16 protein-coding genes and 1 tRNA gene are annotated in these 21067 nt (G+C 57.0%); 6 read left to right on the forward strand and 11 right to left on the reverse strand.

The annotated features are described in order from the left end of the window. The first annotated feature begins 39 nt into the window (after nucleotides 1-39). Both A4E19_10410 and A4E19_10415 read left to right on the forward strand, forming a co-directional pair. Nucleotides 40-1521: a hypothetical protein gene (locus A4E19_10410; protein ID OQW30312.1), complete on the forward strand. Its 1482-nt coding sequence runs from the start codon at nucleotides 40-42 to the stop codon at nucleotides 1519-1521. Between the two features lie 62 nt (nucleotides 1522-1583). After that, nucleotides 1584-2450 (forward strand): formyltetrahydrofolate deformylase, encoded by an 867-nt coding sequence (locus A4E19_10415; GenBank protein ID OQW30313.1) that lies wholly within the window; start codon nucleotides 1584-1586, stop codon nucleotides 2448-2450. 75 nt (nucleotides 2451-2525) lie between these two features. Here the strand turns inward: A4E19_10415 and A4E19_10420 are convergent, their stop codons facing one another. From A4E19_10420 to A4E19_10435, 4 genes are all read right to left on the reverse strand, one after another. Then, nucleotides 2526-4010, reverse strand: coding sequence for a hypothetical protein (locus A4E19_10420; GenBank protein ID OQW30314.1), 1485 nt, complete (start codon nucleotides 4008-4010; stop codon nucleotides 2526-2528). Between the two features lie 132 nt (nucleotides 4011-4142). Continuing rightward, nucleotides 4143-5546: a hypothetical protein gene (locus A4E19_10425; protein OQW30315.1), complete on the reverse strand. Its 1404-nt coding sequence runs from the start codon at nucleotides 5544-5546 to the stop codon at nucleotides 4143-4145. Nucleotides 5547-5654: 108 nt separating this feature from the next. Further along, nucleotides 5655-6326, reverse strand: a complete 672-nt coding sequence (locus A4E19_10430; protein OQW30316.1) for a DNA-binding response regulator — start codon at nucleotides 6324-6326, stop codon at nucleotides 5655-5657. 98 nt (nucleotides 6327-6424) lie between these two features. After that, nucleotides 6425-7078: a hypothetical protein gene (locus tag A4E19_10435; GenBank protein ID OQW30317.1), complete on the reverse strand. Its 654-nt coding sequence runs from the start codon at nucleotides 7076-7078 to the stop codon at nucleotides 6425-6427. Nucleotides 7079-7370: 292 nt separating this feature from the next. On the opposite strand from A4E19_10435, the gene A4E19_10440 reads away from it, so the two are divergent. Both A4E19_10440 and A4E19_10445 read left to right on the forward strand, forming a co-directional pair. Continuing rightward, entirely contained in the window at nucleotides 7371-10259 is a 2889-nt protein-coding gene (locus tag A4E19_10440; protein ID OQW30318.1) for a glycine dehydrogenase (aminomethyl-transferring), read from the forward strand. Nucleotides 10260-10487: 228 nt separating this feature from the next. Beyond that, entirely contained in the window at nucleotides 10488-11798 is a 1311-nt protein-coding gene (locus A4E19_10445) for a hypothetical protein (protein OQW30352.1), read from the forward strand. Nucleotides 11799-11831: 33 nt separating this feature from the next. On the opposite strand, the gene A4E19_10450 is transcribed toward A4E19_10445, so the two are convergent. Beyond that, entirely contained in the window at nucleotides 11832-14078 is a 2247-nt protein-coding gene (locus A4E19_10450; protein ID OQW30319.1) for a hypothetical protein, read from the reverse strand. Between the two features lie 339 nt (nucleotides 14079-14417). Continuing rightward, the gene (locus tag A4E19_10455) at nucleotides 14418-14993 is read right to left on the reverse strand and encodes a hypothetical protein (GenBank protein OQW30320.1); all 576 of its coding nucleotides are present in this window, start codon (nucleotides 14991-14993) and stop codon (nucleotides 14418-14420) included. Between the two features lie 68 nt (nucleotides 14994-15061). Between A4E19_10455 and A4E19_10460 the strand changes: the two genes are divergently transcribed. Further along, nucleotides 15062-15271 carry a hypothetical protein gene (locus A4E19_10460; protein ID OQW30321.1) on the forward strand — a complete coding sequence of 70 codons (210 nt, stop codon included), beginning with the start codon at nucleotides 15062-15064 and terminating at the stop codon, nucleotides 15269-15271. Between the two features lie 97 nt (nucleotides 15272-15368). On the opposite strand, the gene A4E19_10465 is transcribed toward A4E19_10460, so the two are convergent. Next, nucleotides 15369-15455: transfer RNA gene (locus A4E19_10465), tRNA-Leu, on the reverse strand. Nucleotides 15456-15702: 247 nt separating this feature from the next. After that, nucleotides 15703-17166, reverse strand: a complete 1464-nt coding sequence (locus tag A4E19_10470; GenBank protein OQW30322.1) for a hypothetical protein — start codon at nucleotides 17164-17166, stop codon at nucleotides 15703-15705. Nucleotides 17167-17374: 208 nt separating this feature from the next. Between A4E19_10470 and A4E19_10475 the strand changes: the two genes are divergently transcribed. Further along, on the forward strand, nucleotides 17375-17713 hold the full coding sequence (locus A4E19_10475) for a hypothetical protein (GenBank protein ID OQW30323.1): 339 nt from the start codon (nucleotides 17375-17377) through the stop codon (nucleotides 17711-17713). Between the two features lie 93 nt (nucleotides 17714-17806). On the opposite strand, the gene A4E19_10480 is transcribed toward A4E19_10475, so the two are convergent. The 3 genes from A4E19_10480 to A4E19_10490 form a co-directional block, all read right to left on the reverse strand. Then, entirely contained in the window at nucleotides 17807-18376 is a 570-nt protein-coding gene (locus A4E19_10480) for a hypothetical protein (protein ID OQW30324.1), read from the reverse strand. Between the two features lie 66 nt (nucleotides 18377-18442). Further along, on the reverse strand, nucleotides 18443-19474 hold the full coding sequence (locus tag A4E19_10485; GenBank protein OQW30325.1) for a hypothetical protein: 1032 nt from the start codon (nucleotides 19472-19474) through the stop codon (nucleotides 18443-18445). A gap of 15 nt (nucleotides 19475-19489) precedes the next feature. Beyond that, nucleotides 19490-20977: a hypothetical protein gene (locus A4E19_10490; protein ID OQW30326.1), complete on the reverse strand. Its 1488-nt coding sequence runs from the start codon at nucleotides 20975-20977 to the stop codon at nucleotides 19490-19492. Nucleotides 20978-21067 lie beyond the last annotated feature (90 nt).

The raw sequence follows: 21067 nt of genomic DNA on the forward strand, positions 1-21067 counted from the left end.
TGATTGACAGTCTTTTTGGCCCTCCCGTAGACTGCCTCCATGTCACAACCGCTGATCACTCCACGAAGCACCAAACCGCCAGCCCAACGGGACAGGCACGGATCCCTGATCGAAGCCGGTTCTCGGAAAACCACGATCGGGTTTGTGAACCTAGGCTGCTCCAAAAATCAGGTCGACTCGGAAATCATGCTTGGGACCCTCGTGTCCGATGGCTTTCAACTGACCAACGAACCCCAAAAGGCCGAGGTCGTCATTGTCAATACGTGCGGCTTCATTGAAGAAGCCAAAGAAGAATCGATCAACACGATTCTCGAACACGGCCGTCTAAAGAAAACCGGCACCTGCCGTGTCTTGATTGCGGCCGGCTGCTTGGCACAACGCTATCAAGGCGACTTGCTCAAGGAATTACCGGAATTGGATGGGGTGGTCGGCACCGGGGAGTTCGGCAAGATCGCGGAGATTTGCCGAGATTTGTTGGCTCCCAAGAAACGGCACCAACGCCTTTGGATCAGTCAACCCCCCTACCTCTACGATGAATTGGCCCCCCGCCTAAGACTCGGCAACCGGCATAGCGCCTACGTGAAGATCGCCGAAGGCTGCAACCGTAACTGTGCCTTCTGCGCCATTCCGCTGATGCGCGGGAAACAGCGCAGCAGACCGGTAGAATCCATTGTCGCTGAGGCGCGCCGGCTCGCCGCCGAAGGGGTCAAAGAGATCAACCTCATCTCACAGGACACGGTCAACTACGGAGTCGATCTCGGACTTCGCCATGGACTCGTGTCACTCCTCCGTGAATTGGTCACGGTAAAGGATGCGCGTTGGATCAGACCCTTCTACTTATATCCGCAGCAAGTCACCGACGAGCTGTTGGACCTCTATGCGGGCGAAGAACGCATCGTCAAGTACATCGACATGCCGTTGCAACACATCAACGATCGGATGCTCAAAGCCATGCACCGATTGGGTGACCGGGCGGCCATCGAGCGATTGGTCGAGCGGATCAGACATCGTATTCCCGGCGTCACCTTTCGCACCGCGTTCATCGTGGGGTTCCCCGGCGAAACCGACGCCGCGTTCGCCGAGCTGCGCGATTACGTCGAGCGGACGGAGTTCGATCGGGTCGCCGTCTTTCTCTACTCGGACGAGGAAGGAACCTCGGCCGTCGACCTGGGCGACAAAGTCGAGCGGGAGGTGATGGATGAGCGCCGCAGCGCGATTCTATCGATCCAGGAATCGATTGCGGTCGCCAAAGGAAGGGCCAACGTGGGCTCCATCCTCGATGTGCTCATCGATGGACGCTCCGCAGAAACGGACGGCGTCTTGGAGGGACGCCACGCAGGACTCGCTCCTGAAATCGACGGGGTGGTCTACATCGACGAAGGCAAGTCTGATCCCGCTCCACGGTACCTTGCGCACCACAATGTCCTCGCTCCAACATCGGGTGACTTCTGCAAGGTCGAGATCACTGATGCGGCCGGCTTCGATCTCATCGGACGCATCGTTACGAATCCCATTCACTGAGTGTGGTTTCTTGTTGTTCCTGTTACGCTCAAAGCGCCGTCCAACACTGGAGTAAAACCTCGATGACCGCCCGGACAAAAGATTCGATCATTCTGCTGATCCATTGCAAGGACCGTAAAGGCATCGTCGCGCGAGTATCGGGATTTATTCACGACTTCGGCGGCAATATTCTCGACTCCGACCATCACACTGACGAGGAAACGAACGATTTCCTCATGCGGATGGAATTCGCCACGGAGGGATTTCAGATTCCCTCGGACGACATTCCAGCCGCCTTTGCTCCGATCGCAAAAGTGTATGAGATGCATTACGAAGTATACCCATCCAGCCGACGAACCCGCGTCGGCCTACTGGTTTCGAAACAAGATCACTGCCTGGCCGATCTCCTCCAGCGGCACCGGCGAGACGAGCTGCACATCGATATCCCGGTCATTATCTCGAATCACGACACCTGCGCCGGCTGGGCCGATCTCTTCAAGATTCCCTTTGCCGTCTATCCCGTGACGAAGGAGACCAAGCCTCAGCAGGAACAACAGGTTTTGGCCCTGCTGAAAGAGCATCGGGTAGAGCTCGTGGTGATGGCCCGCTACATGCAGGTTCTCACCGCGGATTTTTTATCTCAGGTCGGCAGCCCGGTCATCAACATCCACCATTCTTTTCTTCCGGCCTTTATCGGAGCCAATCCTTACCGGCAGGCCTACGATCGCGGCGTGAAGATCATCGGAGCCACGGCACACTACGCGACCAAAGATTTGGACGAAGGACCGATCATCGAACAAGACGTGATTCGTGTAGGACATCGGGATACGGTTGAAGATCTCGTGCGGAAAGGACGCGACTTGGAAGAGATCGTGCTCGCCCGGGCCGTGCGGCGGCACATCGAGCGGCGTATCTTAGTCTACGGAAGAAAGACCGTGGTGTTCGACTGACCCCTTCGTACCTGTAGACGGAAAACCGATAGGGAGCGGGATGACACCGCTCCCCTTTTCTCGGTTTCTTCAAGACTATACTTTTGCGGATAGGAACAGAGAATTTCCACGCCGATTGATGAGCATTAAGATATTGTCCCCCTTTTTCACCTCGGAGGACGCTCTCTCGAAATCCTTCACGGACGTGATCGGCTGCCGGTTCATTTCCCGGATGACATCGCCCGGCATAAGCCCGGCTTTCCCGGCTCCACTGTCCGGCTCGACTTTAGTCACCACGACACCCTGCTTCTCTTTCAGACCACGTTCTTTCGCGGTGTCGTGATCTATGTCTTCGGCCGCAAGACCGGATAAGGCATAGTCGGTGTCGGTCCGTTCCGCCTTGGCAATCTTCGTTTCTTCCGGCTGCTCACCGACTCTCACGGTCAACTCACGTTCTCGTCCATCACGGATTACTTTCAGGATCACCCTCGTGCCGACTGACGTTCTGGTCACAAGACGCTGCAAGGCGACTCCATCTTCCACGGGAGTGCCGTGATACCCGATAATTACGTCGCCCTGCTTCAGGCCTGCCTGCTCCGCCGGACTTCCCTCTTTCACGTCACTGATCAACGCGCCTTTGGCGTCCTTCACGCTGAACGACCTTGCCAGGTCCTGGTTCAGGTCTTGAAGACCGATACCAAGATAACCCCGGACCACCTTGCCGCTCTTGACGAGACTCTCATAGATCGGCTTGGCCATCGTCGTGGAGACCGCGAAGCCGACGCCTTGATACCCTCCGGTCTGCGAAAAGATGGCGGTGTTGATGCCCACGAGCTCGCCTTTGGTGTTCACCAATGCACCGCCTGAGTTACCGGGGTTGATGGCGGCGTCTGTTTGAATGAAATCCTCATATTGCGTGATTCCCATATGGCCCCGACCGACCGCGCTTACAATTCCCAGGGTCACTGTGGAATTCAACCCGAACGGATTGCCGACGGCCAACACATACTCCCCGACTTGCAGACGTGAAGCATCGCCCCACGGTACGGCAGGAAGATCCTGCGCGTTGACTTTCACCACTGCCAAATCGGTTTTGGGATCGGTGCCGACGATTTTTCCCTTGAATTCGCGCTTGTCCGGAAGCGTGACATTGACCTCACGCGCCTTGGCGATCACGTGATTATTGGTCAAGATATAGCCATCCGCAGAAATGACGACGCCCGACCCTTGCCCCCTCCGCGGCCCTCGAGGTTCAAAAGGGTCGGCTGGTCCCCGCCCGCGAGGACCGAACGGTTTACCGAAAAATTCTTCCATTCGGTCTCGCAGCTCGTCAGGGACAGCGAATCCCTCCGATACCTTGTCCGTCATGACAGTCGTGATGTTGACGACCGCCGGAGTGACCTGCTTGGCAACCTCCGTGAAGCCGCTTGCCGGCGGGCCTACGGCGACAGGCATAACCGTCGGTGACGGAACGTTCGATGCGTAGGATGCCGTGAGTAAGTGGCCGCCCCAAATCAGGACGCCGCTCAGAAGACCGATTCCTATCACGGAACCGATGGCGCGATACGGATGCGATGGCATGACTTCCTCCTTGTGACGCCGTTGATCGATGATCGACGGAAATCGAATTCTAGACGACAAAGAACGTTTCCCGGTCTCGACGGAAGCTAACAACCGGTGATGAGAAGCAGATTAACGGCGGATTAAACTTTGCTAAGCGGCGGAATGAGTGAGCGGCAGCACGACCGTAAAGGTTGATCCCTGGCCGAGATCGCTTTTGACTTCTACCCGACCCTCGTGCAAATCCGCGATCCAGGCACAGATGGCGAGACCGAGGCCCGTCCCCTTCTTCGTGTGAGCGCGGGCGACATCCGTGCGGAAGAACCGCTGGAAAATCTTCTTATGATCGGCCTGGGCGATGCCGATCCCATGGTCCGTGACCGACAACCTGGCCTCTCGACCGTCGTTCAACAGCGAGATCTCGACCTTGCCGCCAGGATACGAATACTTCATTGCATTCTCGACGAGATTGAGCAACAGCTCGCGAAGTCGCAAGTCGTCGCCCTGAACGACCACGGGCATCACCGTTCCCAGCACGACCTCGATATTGCGGTCCTGCCCGAGCAGCGTGGCCTGGCGATGAATATCTTCAACCAAGGACTCCATCGCCACGGGCAACGACTCCATTTTGACCTCTCCCATATCGGCACGGGAGAGGAACAACAACTCGTCGACGATTCGGGTCATTCGATCAATTTCCTCCAAATTGCTCTCGAGCACCGACTTATAATCTTCGAGAGCACGAGGTCGCCGCAGAACCAAGTCCGTTTCGCCCTTCATCACCGTGAGAGGGGTCCGCAACTCATGCGACGCATCGCTGGTGAATTGACGGATTTGGCGGAACGAGACATCCAGTCGGCCGATCATGTTGTTGAAGGTGGCGGCCAGTCGGCCGATTTCGTCGTGAGCCGCCGGCATGGTGAGGCGTTGGCTGAGATCTCCCGCGGCAATGCGCTGTGCCGCAAGCGTAATCTTATCGACGGGACGTAACGCTCGTCCCGCCAAGAACCATCCCCCCGCCAGAGAGACGGCCAAGGCGATCGGGATGGCCACCAGGAGTAGAATCAGGAATCGGTGGAGCGTCTCTCCGACCGACTCCATCGACGTGCCCACTTGCACGATGTACAGGAGATTCCCCCGATACATGATGGGCACGGAAATCAGCCGCAACGGAGGCTCATTGGGATACTTGGCCGACTCGAACGTGCTCTGGCCGGCGAAGGCGGTTTCTAGAGCCGTGCGACTGAGTGGAACCTCGTGTTGCCTGATATTGGGGGATCGGATCGTGATCGTCCCCGAGGGGCTGAAGATCTGGAAGAATTTATCGATTCTGGCGAGCTCGGGAAACTGTGAAATCAGCTCTTCTTCGTCGATCAACGGAAGAAATCCTCGGGCTTCAAGCGATCGCACGGCGGTCGTCGCCGTTTCTTCCAGCGATTCATCGACCGTGTCGCGGAGGTTTCTCGCCGTAATGGCATACAGAATCACGGAGAAAACGATCAAGACCACGGCGAGAGCGGTCCCGTACCAGAGGGTCAGCCGAACACGTAGCGGCATAGGTCAGTTCCTGGTCACCGTGACGAAATGATACCGCTGTAGAGCCTTGTCGTCGGTTTGGCCCATCTAAAGTCGCTGCACGAACGCGAGAGAGGTTTCGGCATCGTGCTAGTCGGCTTTCAGCATATACCCGCTACCGCGAATGGTATGGATCAATTTCTTGGTTCGCCCTCGATCGATTTTATTTCTGAGGTAATTGACGTAGACATCGATGACGTTCGTGAACGTGTCGAAGTCTTGATTCCACACGTGTTCGGAAATCATGGGCCTGGTGAGCACCCGGCCTGTATGGCGCATCAGATATTCGAGCAAGGCGTACTCTTTTAACGTCAGATCGATACGTTGCCCGCCGCGGGTCACATCGCGGGTCGCCGGGTTCAGAATGAGATCGTCCACCTGAAGGATCCCCGGGCTTTCGGATGCCCCACGGCGCAATAGGGCTCGCACGCGCGCCAAGAGTTCATCGATGGCGAATGGCTTGGTCAGGTAGTCATCGGCGCCGGCATCCAGTCCTTTGACCCGCTGATCGATCTGGGATTGGGCCGAAAGGATCAGCACCGGTGTGTGGATTCGTTCCCGGCGAATGTTCTTCAGAACATCGAGACCGGACATGGAGGGCAACATCACGTCGACGACCAGGAGGTCGTAGTTGGTGCCCCGAACCATGTCCAACCCTTTGGCACCGTCCTCACAGAGATCGACGGCATAACTTTCTTCTTCAAGCGCCCGCTTGATAAAGCAGCCGACTTTGGTTTCATCTTCGATGACGAGGACCCGCATACAAACTCCGACGGTGTTGATCAGCCGCGTGATTATACCAGACCGTTGACTGTGAATCTTGGAGCTAGGAGAGAATCCCGATGCCCACGAAGCCGAGGCTAGGTCGAATCGCCGGGGAAGGTCTGTTCCAGGGAAGTAATCATGGGCTTGCCGTCGCGGATATGAAAGACCAGCGTTTCTTCGCCTTCCGTCTTGAATTCCCGATTGGCCTGTCGCAGCGTCTCTGTGGACTTGAAGGACACTTTCGCGCTCCGCTCATCCGAGGCCAACGAGACGGACGTAGTCGTACGAGTGAAGTCATTGGCACTGGGAAAGGAGAAACTCATGCCGAGGGTTTTCCGATACTCTTCTCGCGTCAGGACGGCCATCTGTTGTTGCGGGCCCTGTTTCAGATGAATGGTGATGGTCGCGTCATGAGCAATGTGGCGCAGGACGCCGTCGACATCCTTTCGCCGGACAGCTTCGTCGAGCGCGCCTAGGAGGTGATCAATCCCTTCGCGAGTCAGCCGGACATCGCTTGGTAAGGACTTGGGCAGCGGCTCCGTGCGGACGACGTGAGACTGACCGGGCGGTAAATGGGGGACCAGAAACCTCGGAATCAGGCTTTGGTTCTTGAACATTCCGTATCCCGTGTATCCGATGACCCCTGTGACGCCGAGAACAAACGCGGCGATGAGAACCGTGACCCCCGAAAAATGCCGCGGCGGTCCCTTCTCCGTCCCTTCCTCTGGACTCTGTTTCATGGCGACCATAGGTCAGCTCTCCCCATTCGGGCCCGGTTATGAGTTAACAATAGCGTGAATTACGTAAAAAGCAATCAAAGCCGGCGGCTCTGCAGGACGACCGACCGGACGGAGTTCTTGCCGAGTCCGAAAGCTGCTTCAGACCAGCTTTCCTTCCAAACACGGGGACGGTCATGGTCTCGTGGCATTGAGGAGGCGGAGCTGGTCACTTGGAAAAGAGTCGATGGCATGGTACGCTGCGCGATTGGCAGAGACTTGAGATAACCCAATCTTCTCAAGACTACAGAAAGTGGATGACTCCATGACCATTGAGAGCTGGCGACAACCCACGGACGACTTCCTTCACCGGCACTTAGGCCCCACCAAAGCCGATATTCAAGAAATGCTGGCTACGTTGGGTCTACGCTCGCTCGACACATTGGCCGATACGGCCATTCCTTCGGACATCCGTCTTCGTCGATCCCTGGACATTCCGGCAAGCGACGGCGAACAAGCCGTCCTGGCCCGTCTGAGAGACCTCGCGTCCCAGAACAAGGTCTATCGATCAGTCATCGGCATGGGATACTACGATTGCGTGACCCCCGGCGTGATCCAGCGAAACATCCTGGAGAATCCGGCATGGTACACCCAATACACGCCCTACCAAGCGGAAATCTCGCAGGGCCGCCTCGAGGCACTGGTGAATTTTCAGACCATGGTGGCGGACCTGACGGGTCTGCCGCTGGCGAATGCCTCGCTCTTGGATGAAGCGACCGCGGCCGCTGAAGCGATGGCGATGTGTTACACAATCGCCCGTAACGCAGGCGAAGACCGCAAGGAATTTTTTGTCTCGCGTGACTGCCACCCACAAACCTTGGCGGTCCTGCAGACCAGAGCCGAGCCTTTGGGCCTCGTTATCAAGACCGGTGTCGCTTCGTCCGTGGATTGCTCGCGCCCCCAGCTCTGCGGCATTCTGCTGCAGTATCCGGCTACGGACGGCTACGTGGGTGATTTCAGCACATTGGTCACACAGGCTCATGAGGCCGGCGTTCGCGTGGCGGTCGCGACCGATCTTCTCGCCCTGACCTTGCTCCGTCCGCCCGGTGAATTCGGCGCCGATATCGCCGTCGGGTCGACACAGCGATTCGGTGTCCCGGTCGGATTCGGTGGGCCCCATGCCGCGTTTCTCGCCACCCGGGAGGAGTATAAACGGCAGCTGCCGGGTCGCCTTGTCGGTGTCTCCAAAGACGTGACCGGCAAGCCGGCCATCAGGCTTTCGCTTCAGACTCGAGAACAACACATTCGACGGGAGAAAGCCACCAGTAACATCTGTACGGCTCAAGTCTTGCTGGCCGTCATGGCCGGCATGTATGCGGTCTACCATGGGCCGGACGGATTGCGTCGGATCGCCGAACGTGTACATGGCCTCACGTTGCTGTTGGCGGAAGGACTGCGTCGGCTGGGATTCGAAGTCTTGCCGAAAGTCTTCTTCGATACGGTGCGGATACCGGTCTCCAAGGATCAAGCGGATCAGATTGCGACCAGGGCGAACGAGCAGGGGATCAATTTCCGGCACTATGAAGACGGCTCGATCGGAGTTTCACTCGATGAAGTCAGCTCCGAGGAGGAAGTGCACCGCCTCCTGAACATCTTCGTCGGCCTGGACCAGTTGCCCTTCTCCCTCTCGGATCTGGCCGCTTCCCTCGACCTCGACTACTCGTCTCCCTTGGCGAGGACGAGTCAGTATCTGACCCACGAAGTCTTTCATCGCTATCATTCCGAGCACGAAATGCTCCGGTATTTATACAGGCTGCAGTCCAAGGACCTGTCGCTCGTCCACTCCATGATTCCATTGGGCTCCTGCACCATGAAACTGAACGCGACGGCTGAAATGCTGCCGGTGACCTGGCCGGAGTTCTCCCGCCTCCACCCCTTTGCTCCGGCTGAACAAACGCGTGGCTATCGGACCTTGTTCGCGCAGCTCGAATCGTGGCTGGCGGAAATTGCCGGCTTTGCGGCGTTCTCGCTCCAACCGAACGCGGGTTCTCAAGGCGAATATTCGGGTCTCATGGTGATCCGGGCATACCACCGATCCAAAGGTGAATCACACCGCAACGTCTGCCTAATCCCCGTATCGGCCCACGGCACGAACCCCGCCAGCGCCGCCATGGTCGGCATGACGGTCGTCGCCGTCGCGTGCGATCGAAACGGAAACGTGGATGTCGCCGACCTAGAGGCCAAGGCCGCTCAACATCGGGACCGATTGGCCGCCCTGATGCTCACATATCCTTCGACGCATGGCGTGTTCGAGGGAGGCGTGCGCCGCATTTGTCAAATCATTCATACCCATGGCGGTCAGGTCTATATCGATGGAGCCAATATGAATGCCATGGTGGGTCTCTGCCGGCTGGGTGACATCGGGGCGGATGTCTGCCACCTCAACCTCCATAAGACTTTTTGCATTCCCCATGGCGGCGGCGGACCGGGCGTGGGACCGATCGGCGTGGCTCAACATCTCGTGCCGTTTTTGCCGGGACATCCTGTGCTCAAGCTCGGAGGGCCGCAAGCCATCGGCCCGGTGTCGGCGGCCCCGTTCGGCAGCCCGAGCATTCTGCCGGTCTCCTGGGTCTACATTGCCCTGATGGGCCGTGACGGATTGACCGCAGCCACGCACGTGGCCATTCTCAATGCCAACTACATGGCCAAGCGGTTGGAAAAGCACTATTCCATTCTGTACCGTGGCGATTCCGGCCTGGTGGCTCATGAGTTCATCTTGGACCTGCGGGAATTCAAGGACAGCGCGGGCATCGAGGCGATGGACGTTGCCAAGCGATTGATGGACTACGGTTTCCACGCGCCCACCGTTTCTTTCCCGGTTGCCGGTACGCTCATGATCGAACCGACGGAAAGCGAAGCCAAGAGCGAACTCGATCGGCTCTGCGAAGCGCTTATTCTGATCCGCGCCGAGATTCAGGAGATCGTCGACGGACGTCAACCGCGGACGAATAACGTGCTGAAAAACGCCCCGCATACCGCGGCGATTGTCGCGGCAACGGAATGGAATCGTCCGTACAGCCGGGAACAAGCGGCCTTTCCCGCTCCGTGGGTGAAGCACAGCAAATTCTGGCCAAGCGTGAGTCGTATCGACGAAGCCTACGGCGATCGCCATCTCGTCTGTAGTTGTCCGCCGATGGAGAACTACCAGTCCTAGTCGTGTGTTGAATAAGAGCCCGGCAGCGGGGTTCTGAAATCCTATCGGTTCAGAACCTCACAATAGTTTTTCAATAACCTGCTCGTGTTGTCTCACTTACATTCCGGTGATATTCCGTTCGTCCTGCCTGTCGAAGGACGCTCGCCGGCCCGCTCTGCCTTGCACGATTTTCCACCGTCGCAGTAGAGTACAAGAAAGGGTCCTGAAGAGGAGGTTGGTATGACCTACATCGGCCGTCGAGATTTTCTGGTACGCACTGGGTTGACTCTGGGCGCCGCGGTGCTGGCCGGTGCCTCATCTCGCGCGTTGGCCGACGAACAATCCCCGAAGTACCGGTTCAAGGACTGGGAAGACCTCCGGGCACAGTTTCCGTTGTCTCCGCAGCTCATCCATCTTGCCGCGTTTTTTCTTGCGTCCCATCCTACCCCCGTGCGTGAAGCGATCGAACGGCATCGCGCCGGCCTCGATGCCGATCCTATCGGCTATTGGGTTGAGCACGAGGAGAAACAAGAAGCGAAGGTCCTTCGCGCAGCGGCTGACTATCTGGGTGCCCACCCAACCGACATCGCGTTGACCGACAGCACGACCATGGGATTGGGTCTGCTTTATGGGGGGCTCACAGTGCGTACCGGGCAAGAAATCTTGACGACGACGCACGACCATTATTCGACTGAAACTTCGCTACGTCTTCGCGCCGAGCGAACAGGTACGACTGTACGTCAGATTCCCCTCTATCGTTCACTCAAGACCCTGTCGCGCGACGAGCTCGTCGACTCCCTGAAAAGGGGCATCTCTCCCGCGACCCGGATCGTGGCGGTTACGTGGGTTCATTCCAGCACGGGTCTCAAACTGCCGATCCACGACATGGCACTGGCGATCCAATCCATCAATCGCTCGCGTGACGAACAGAACCGAATCATCTTTTGCGTGGATGGAGTGCACGCCTTGGGGGTTGAAGATTTCCGCGTGAGCGAGCTCGGCTGCGACTTTCTCATCGCCGGAACGCATAAATGGATGTTCGGACCACGCGGCACGGGGCTCGTCTGGGGCCACCCCAAGGCCTGGCCGATCGCCCATGCCATTATCCCGACGTTCAACACACAGGCCTATGACCTCTGGATGGAAAACAAATCGCCGAAAGATCTCCCGCAATCCGTTCTCATGACGCCGGGCGGTTTCCATTCCTTCGAACATCGCTGGGCGTTGGATGAGGCCTTCTTGTTTCATCAGGCCATCGGGAAAGAAAGGGTGACGCAGCGCATTTATGAACTGAATCAGCAGCTGAAACAAGGCTTGGCGGCCATGCCTCATGTTTCACTACACACACCGATGTTGCAAGATCTGTCAGCAGGGATCGTCTGTTTTGAGGTGGATGGAATGGCGCCCCGCGCAGTTATAGAGAAGCTTCGCCACCGCGGCATTGTCGGGAGCGTGACACCCTACGCGACAAAGTATGCCAGGCTCGCGCCGAGCCTCCTGAACTCGTCCGTTGAGATCGAGAAGACGCTGACCGAGATCCGAAATCTGCGCGCGTCTTAGTCGGGAAGGTGGAAAACTGGGGAAGGCTGCCGTTCAACGGCGGTGATACGGCACACAGAAGCTGTTCGAGCAATGGGCGACCTTCAGATCACCATTCGTGACGTCGTAATAACTGATCAAACCTCGACCATCCATCCCCATCGCAATCGTCGTGAACTGACCGATATCGTCTTCACTCTGGATGATCGTGTGGGTGGCCGCCTGACAATCGACATCGGCACAGTGCGCAACCCGTAAGTCCCCGTTCGTCGCATCGTAATAGCTGATGAGGCCGTGGCTATCGGAACCGATGGTAATGGAGGTGAACTGGCCTACGTTATTCTCGCTTCGAAGTGCATTTATTTTGGCAGAGCTGCACGCAAGGTCCATACAGTGGGCCACTTTCAGATCGCCGTTCGTTGTGTCGTAGTAGCTGACCAATGCCAATCCATCGGCACCGATCGCCACGGAACTATACCGGCCGACATCGCCAGCACTATCCAAGGTACTCTCCGTCGCAGAACTACATGCGACATCCTCGCAATGCGCGACTTTCAGATCCTGGTTCGTGGCATCGTAGTAGGTGATGAGCGCCAACCCGTCGGCGCCGATTGTGATCGACGTGAACTGACCGACGTCGCCGTTGCTAACAAGGGTTATGACCTTGGCTGAGCTACAGACAGGATCGGTACAATGGGCCACTTTCAGATTCCCGTCCGTCGCATCGTAATAGCTGATGAGGCCTCGGCCGTCAGTCCCAACGGCCATCGACGTGAACTGTCCAACCTGACCGGCCTCGTCTAACGGATGGTGAGTCAGAGTGATACAAGCGAGATCTGTACAGTGCGCAACTCGCAGATCCCCATTAGAGGCGTCGTAGTAACTGATCAAAGGGAAACCATCGGCCCCGATGGCCATGGACACGTGTCGGCCCACATCACCTTGACTCTGGACGGTGGTAAGCGTCGCTGAAGCGCAGGCAAAGTCAAGACAGTGAACGACTTTGAGATCGCCGTTCGTCGCGTCGTAGTAGCCGATCACGCCCCTGCCGTCAGCTCCCATTACCATCGCCGACGGCGCTCCCACATCAATCTTGGCTCCGTCCAGTGGAGTCACGGTTGCGGAGGTACAGTCCACGTCGCTGCAATGCGCAACCTTCAGGTCTCCATTCGTGACATCATAGTAACTGATGAGCGGCAGACCATCCGTCCCGATGGTCACGGATGTGTATTGACCGACGTTGCCGGTCCTATCAAGTGTCGCGAGGGTGGCCGAGGAACAGGTGACATCGGCGCAGTGGGCGACTTTCAAATCTCCATTCGTCACATCGTAGTAGCTGATGACACCGAGGTTGTCGCTGCCGATCACGATAGAGGTGTACTGGCCGACGTTGCCGTCGCTCTCCAACGTGGTGCGCGTCGCAGATGTGCACACCACCTCTTCACAGTGGACAACTTTGAGATCTCCGTTCGTCGCATCGTAATAGCTGATGAGGGGACGACTATCGGCCGTCCCAATCGTCACGGAACTGTATTGGCCCACATCGGCGGTTTTATCCGGAGTCGTGGTGAGGGTCGGTTCCGTGCAGGCCACATCGGGGCATAGGGCCGACTTCAAATAGTGGTCCGTGGCGTCATAATAGCTGATGACGCCCTGGCTCATCACCATAGTGACCGAGGTGTGGAGCCCGACGTTCCCCTCTGCTTGCAAAAACGTGAGGACCGTAATGGTCGCCGCCTCACAGGCCACATCGGTGCAGTGTGCGATCTTCAGGTCGCCGTTCGTGACATCGTAGTAGGTGATGAGAGGCAGCTTGTCGGTGCCGACGGTCAGAGATGTGTACTGGCCGACATCTCCGGCCTGATCGAGTGTCTTGAGCGTGGCCGACGTACAGGCGACATCGACGCAGTGGGCGACTTTCAGATCCCCGTTCGTCGCATCGTAGTAGCTGATGAGACCGAGGTCGTCGCTCCCAAGCGCGATCGAGGTGTACTGCCCGACATCGCCTGTGCGGTCCAGCGAGCTGATTGTCGCGGAAGTGCAAGCTTGGTTCGAACAATGGGCGACCTTGAGGTCCCCATTGGTTGCATCGTAGAAACTGATCAGGCCGAGACCGTCGGCGCCTATGGCCACCGAGGTGAACCGACCAACATCACCGGAACCGTCGCGAGTGATCAGGGAGAATCCTGGCCGATCGAGGGCCGTATCATCCGCTTGAACACCGTAGTCCGATTGCATGGCGGCACAAAGCGCAAGACCCGAAGCGAGAATCACCTTCTCCAGATTTATGAAGATCTTCATGACTCATTACCTCTTCGTCTCGCATTCTTACGACGACTCAGAGCCAACGAGACGCGAAAGAGCTCTCTGAAATTTTTCCATAGGACCACCCTCGTACAGTCTAATCTCGACAAAGATCGTAGTCCACTGGTGGAGACCCACAGGTTGCCGTTCATCTCACACCGCACTGACAGATCCGACTGAAAGTACTCATCGGCGGCTTCGCCGATGACTTCCACGTCCACCTGCTGAATGGAATGCCGTAAGGTGAATTATGCAATGATAACAGCTGAGTCTAGCACGAAAAACGGTGAGATGGGGTGTGGTCTCCGAGGCGTGATTCAACTTCCGGCGTGAGCCCTACTTGTCTCCGCACTTCGTGAACTTCGACTCTTGGCACTGCTGCGCCAACTCCTGTGCCTTCTGAATCTGAGCCGGTGTCATGCGCGACGCCATTCTGTCCCGGTCCTTCGTGAGTTCATTTTTCGACCCGCCGCTCAACAATTCCGCCGCCACGCTGTACCACACATACGCCCGAACGTGATCCTGTTGCACACCCTGACCCTTCGCATACATCTGCGCAAGTTCGTTTTGCGCCCCGGCATGACCCTGACTCGCCGCCAATCGATGCCATTTCAGAGCCACATGGTAATCCTGCTCGACACCCAGCCCGCTTGCATAGAGCATCCCAAGATTGTATTGCGCTCGTACGTCGCCCTTCTCCGCCAAGGGGTAAAGGAGCCCGGCCGCGATCCTGTAATCCCCACGCTTCAGGGCCTCATATGGTTCTTCACCGGACAGAGACATGGCCCTATTCAAATCACTATTTTTCTTCGCATCACTCGATCCTGCTGCATCCGCAACGGGTGCACTGGTCAAGATCAAAATTCCCACGATCGCAACTAGCCTCATCGCGTACCTGCCTTTCAGGACCATGAACCGCTTGCTGGCTTGCTGTCCAACCCTCGGTGATACGAATAATTGAGGAGTCCCTCGCGACATCGATGGCGTGCAAGATGGTGCTATTGTTGTCGAACGAGGTCACAATGTCATCAAAATATTCATATCGCTGTTCATCCCGGATCGATGAAACCGTTACGGTGTTGTACCTCATCGCCATCAATCGCCGAACCGATATGACGTGGCCCATCAGCAGCGTCCATCCGGAGGGATCAAAGGCAATATGTGGCTTACTGAGCTCACGGTACGAATGAATCGGATTGAACGAGGCAAGACCGGTTGGAAGTGTTGGTTCGGCGCTTCATGAAGAGGAGCCTCAGCCCGCTGAGGCTCCGTGAAGCATATACTGGTTGGTGCCGAAGCCGGGATTTGAACCCGGACACCCGTGAGGGCGCTAGACCCTGAATCTAGTGCGTCTGCCAGTTCCGCCACTTCGGCTCTATGAGTTGCTGTAAATGGCTTCCACCGTCGTTCTCACAGCCGTCGGATCTCCGACGTACCCTTCCAGTACACCTGGGATCTTATTCGCTGGGATCTTGGTGGAACCCATTTCGAGCAGCCTGTACGGCTCTCGACCGCTCCCTTCATCCTTCCAGTCTCTACGGCTGCTTTGAACATCCGGACGGGAAGCAACACAAGGAGTCGGATTATCCTGAATTTTCCTCGCCCGCGTCAAGCAACCGGCTCACCTGCTCAGGGGTGTGGCGCGCATGACCGTTGGAGGCATGGGCCATTGCCCGACGATAGCGATCTCTCGTGGATCACCACTGACGATAATGCGTTCGCGCACCAGCGCCGCCGCCGCCAGGAGTGCCGGTGCGGCGATCCTGGGAGCCTCATCGACCATGAGGACATCGAAGCGCACCCGGCTGAACAGGGGATCGCTTGCCACCCTGGCGGGTGTGGCGGCAACGAGTCTTCGATTCTGGATGAAAGCCTGGCGGTTCGGCTGCTCCTCGGCTGCCAATAATTCTCGGACCTTCTTGGTTCCACCCAGCTTTGCGATCTGCGCTTGGAGTTCCTCGAACTCGGCTCGCTTCCCTCTGGGAACCGCGGCCTCCGGTGCGAGCTGCTGAATGCGATCTTTGACCACATCCAGTTCTTTGTCCAGTTGATCCATCTGCCCTTGATACAGCGCACAGTATTGCTTGAGAGATTCGGCATTCTTTCCCACTGCCTGCAACGTCAGACGTTGAAACAGCGGCAGGCTCTCGAACTCCTTGAGCGTCTTCTGAACATCGGCCATCCGCACTTGAAGATCGCGCATCTGCGTGACAAGGCGCCACTCCAAAAGACGGACCTCGTCCAGATCCTTTTGTTTCGCTTCTTTCTGGGACAAAAAAGGAGCCAACTCGCGAAAACGGTCGTACTTGTATTTTAAGGAGGCTTTGTCCCCTTGTGACTTCGCATGGAATTGGTGCATCTGCGCTTCGAAGCCCAGCTCGTGAAGAGCAAGGTCCCCGGCCTGCCAGGTGATGGGGAGTTCATACCGGGTGATCCAGGTCTTGTGGTTCAGTCCGCCGGCTTTCATGGTACGCCCGACTGTCCCCACCATCTCATCGCATTCTTCATGATCAGGGCTGATCAGAAGGATGCGTTTGTTGGCGCGGATGAGTTCCATCGCCAGGTTCCCAAGCTTTTGGCGGCGGAGTGACCGGTCATGCGACCACACGGTCGTGAAGACGGATGAGGCGGAAGAAAATGTCTCAGAATCCACGGCTGGCATCTGCAACAGCGAGGCCAACCGCTCGGTCGGTCCAAGATGATAGAGGTCAGGTTTGGCCAGTATATCTTTCAATCGTCCGACTGATGTGCTGACAAGGCCGTCCTGATCAGGAACAAGAGTCACTGACGGGACGTCGCTTCCAAGGGTATCCACCAGTTGGACCAGGATGCTGTTGCCTGTCTGCCGCAGCACGATTCCCTCTGTCGTATCCGCCTCGTCAACGGGAATGACGGACACCGGAAGATCCACGCTCAGGAGGACATCGGCCGGCAGCGTGAATTCGTACAGATGAAGTCCCCCCGTCGTTTTGACCAAACGGCCTCTCGACGCCACGATCGGCGCGTCATGCCTCGTATCAGTCAGTCGGGCTTGCTCGCCTTCAAGGCGAGTAATCCACCACTCGATAAGCTCCGTTGCCGTCATGACGACTCAGCTCGCCTGGGTTCCTCTCATGGGAACGTCATGATAAATGTCCGTCGTCATCACTGTCCACCAAGCGAACTCTCAGGCACCCTTGTCTTCACGGCTCTAACTTGTCTAGAATGATCCCCTTCTATTCGCGCTGCAGGATGTTCACAAAGACCGTCCAGCGAGGCCGCAGCGAGCGAGATGCAGAGGCATACTTCTAAGTATGTTGAGCGTTGAGCGAGGCGAGAACGAAGCGGGCGGGTTTGTTCAACATCCTGCCGAGGAGGAATCTGTGAAGGGCTTGAGATTTGAACGGATTGCCACCGGACGCCACTACAATGTGGTCTTCCACATCGGCAGCACGTACGTGCCGGTGAGCGACGAGACCCTGGACGAACTCAAGGAACAAAGCCTGTTACCGGCTGAGCGATTTCTCGACCTCCTCATCGACCGAGTCGGCTATTCATCCTACCTGAAGGACCAGATCCGCAACGAACTGAAGGCGACCGGCGACCCGACCACGCAGATTACCGTGTTGCAGGGCGCCATCAGAGAACTGTAACGTATTCTAAGTTTCTGCGCGCTTCTCGTCCTCTTTCTGCATCGACCTACGTCAAGAGAACACCACAATATCCTGCAGAAGACGAACAGCTCTTCACATTCTGAAATCTTGAATTTCGATCTTTGGCCATGTTGCCAAGACTTTCACCTGTAGCTCTGGCGACTTGCTGAGGTCGACAAGGTAAGCGCCCAATAGAGTACCAAGGTCCTCTATGAAATATTCTAGACCAAAGTCGAGTTTGCTGTTTCCAGAAACTCTGTAGTGGTCATCGCGCAAAAGTTCCGGAGCTCCCCAGTGCAACAAGTATGAGTACTCACGACCGGTTGAATCACGAAGGCGACGAGGCCGACTGGTGTGCATCAGTGTATGGCGCCATAGCTGAATTGCCAGTGAGTCGGCCAAAGGATTTCTTGGCAGATATCGAGCGAAAAATGTGCACATTCGTGGCGTCTGCTCTTTCGTCGCACCTCCATCCCAGAGCTTCGAGTATAGATCGACCTTGGAAAACCCAGACATAATATAGGCCCACAATGTGGCTGGGAAATGATGTGTATGCACTTGCCACGTAAGTCGTACTAACGTCGTGTTGATGACACCGACTTCTTCTCGAAATTGGCTGAGATCGGACTGGAGCTGATCCGTGATGTGTGTGATGGTGCTCATATCAGATATACTGCTTGTGAATCCTTTCTCTGCTCAGTGAGCACAGAAGGACCAAGCCCGACGCGTTTAATCCCCCACCTGCCCTTCCTGAAACAACTGGTTCATGATCTGATTCCGCTTTTCCGGATCTTGATAGTACTTCAGGGCCTTGCTGTAGTTTTCCATCGCGCTCTGGCGCTTGCCGCGGATCGCGTAGATTTCGGCGATGCCGTGATAGGCCCGGGCATCTTCCTCATTGCACTTGAGCGCCCGGCTGAAAATGTCCGCCGCCTCTTGAAGTCGATGCTTCCCTAACGCGAGCCAGCCGAGCGCGGAATGGGCCGGGCCGAAGTCGGGGTTGGCGTTGAGCGCCTCCTGGTAGCTCTTTTGTGCCAAGTCCAGACGACCGCGCGTTTCATAAAGGCCGCCCAGCGCGAAGTGCACTTCGGCATCCTGGGGGTTCAGCTTCAACGCCGTCTTATAGGACTGCACCGCCGGCTCCATCTTTCCCTGTTCCGCGAGCGCGCAGGCGAGATTGGAGTGGGCTGCCGAATCGTTCGGAGTGAGCTTGATCACCTCTCGGTATTCCTTGATCGCCATCTCCAGCCGCCCCTGGTCTTGATAGGCGACTCCGAGATTCATCCGTGCCGGTGCATAATCCGGAGCCAATCGGACAGCCTCACGATACTCTTTGATCGCCATTTCCAGGTGACCGGCCCGTTCGTGAATCTGTGCCAGGAAGTAGTGCGGATAGGCAGATTGTGGAAGCAATCGTGCGGCTTCGGCGTATGGCCGCATCGATTGTTCGGATTGACCCGATTGCGCGAGAAACAAGCCTTTGGCCAAATGGGCATAGCCGCTGTCCCCATGTCGATCGAGCAGATCATGGACCCAGTCACCCACTGTCTCAATGTCCTGCGCGGCTTCGAGGCAAAGCGCGTGGGTTTTCCACGCATCGGCGAACCGACCTTGCACAAGATACACGACGTTGCGCGCAAACAGAGGCCGTGGATCCTTTGCTCCATCCGGATCCCGGCTCCAGGCCAAGGACTCCGCGAACAGGACATCCCATGCTCCGGCCACGATGGCGGCTTCGCATTGTTGCTGATGGGCGCTCATGAGAATGGGAGGCTTTTATCGAGTCAGTGCGTCTTCGACATCAGGCGGTGTCGCCTGAATCCCGTCGCCGAGGAAGGGAAATGTCTTGGCCAGCTGCTGCTTCATCTGCCAAGCCACCGTTCGGTACGACCAATGGCCCTTCACGCCGGACCGGAGTTTGGCGATATACTCCGCCTCGGCATAGTCCATCTTGAATAAACAGCGCACCTTGAATCCAAACGGAATGGCATAAAGCGAGGCTTCCTGATCCTTTTTCTTGAGCAGTTCGATATCCTGACGTACGGCATCCATCGCCTGCCGATACTCCTGATCCAAACCGGCGTCGATCAACGGTGGTGGGACATCGTAGCCGTGGACCGTCGTGAAATTCTGCTGCACTTGTTGACAGCGTCGATGACGGTGCATGTCGCGCCACGCCCCGATGTCCATGAGGACGTCGAACATGAACGAGTAGCCGCTGCGAAACTCTTTGATGAGTTCATCGTAGGGTCCGCGTTGCCTCGTGGCCACCTCGATGGTCGCGTGCTTGTCCTTCTCAGGCCATCCTGTCACCACCTCGAGGATCTTTCGGTACGGGGCCTGCGACACGCGGTAGAGCAACGTCGTGACAAGTTCGTCCAGCGGATGATGACCCCCGATGAACTCGACGGCGTCCACGGCCCCCCAGGTCTCCGGCTGGTCCAATCCCGTGCCGCGTAATACGTCTTTTGCATGCCGAGCCAAATCGGAATACACCGATTCTTGATAGACATTCGCCTTCGCGTGCCTCGCCAATGTCGGCGCCAGAGGATCGGTCCCGCCTAAGGTCTGACCGCAGAGTTCACCCCACAGATTCACCGGTGGACTCTGACACGCCTCTTTCAAATCCTCCCCGATTCCCCGCAACTCAGGGAGTTGCGACGACAAGAGCCGTGTAATCTGCTTTTCCAGCGTCCGAATGCTGACGACTTGTCCGACGTTGGTCTTTGCCGCGAGAGGAAGCAGATACCGTGTGATGTCGAAGGCTCTGGCGGCAATCGTCCGCTCGTAATCGGCGGGTTTCATCGAGTCGGGCCGCGGCTCTCGTTCAGCAAGGAATGTCTTGAGCGGATCATGAAGCAGCCGATAAACCTCCGAGAGACTTCGAATGATGCCCTCGTACACAGCTTCCGTTTCACTGCCTCGAATCTGACCCGGGACAAACCAGCGGTCCGATGCAAAATTCTGATAGCGACTCGATTTCGCCTGTCCATCCCACAATGGCTCGTCTTCCAGCCGAATAGCGGCCAGTTCGGAGATGTTTTCAAAGCAGATCGTAACGTGTCCGAGATCGGCGATCGAGGCATGCCCGTAATCGAAGTAGAACTGTTCCCAAAACTTCTCGGAGGAGTGCCCATGAACCCATTTGATGCTGTTTTCTATGGAATCGGGGGATCGACTATATCGGGCGAGCGCATAGGCAGATGGTTCAGGGGGCATCGGCGCGATGGCGACCACGCGGCGACTGTTTTGATCTTGATTCATAGCTCGGTTTTGCGATTAGACAGGTTGGGTATGTGACTCCCTACGTAGGTCGCGCACTATACCCCTGGACTCAGAACCGTGCAAGATCAG

This window comes from Nitrospira sp. SG-bin1, assembly GCA_002083365.1.
Classification (GTDB): Bacteria; Nitrospirota; Nitrospiria; order Nitrospirales; family Nitrospiraceae; genus Nitrospira_D.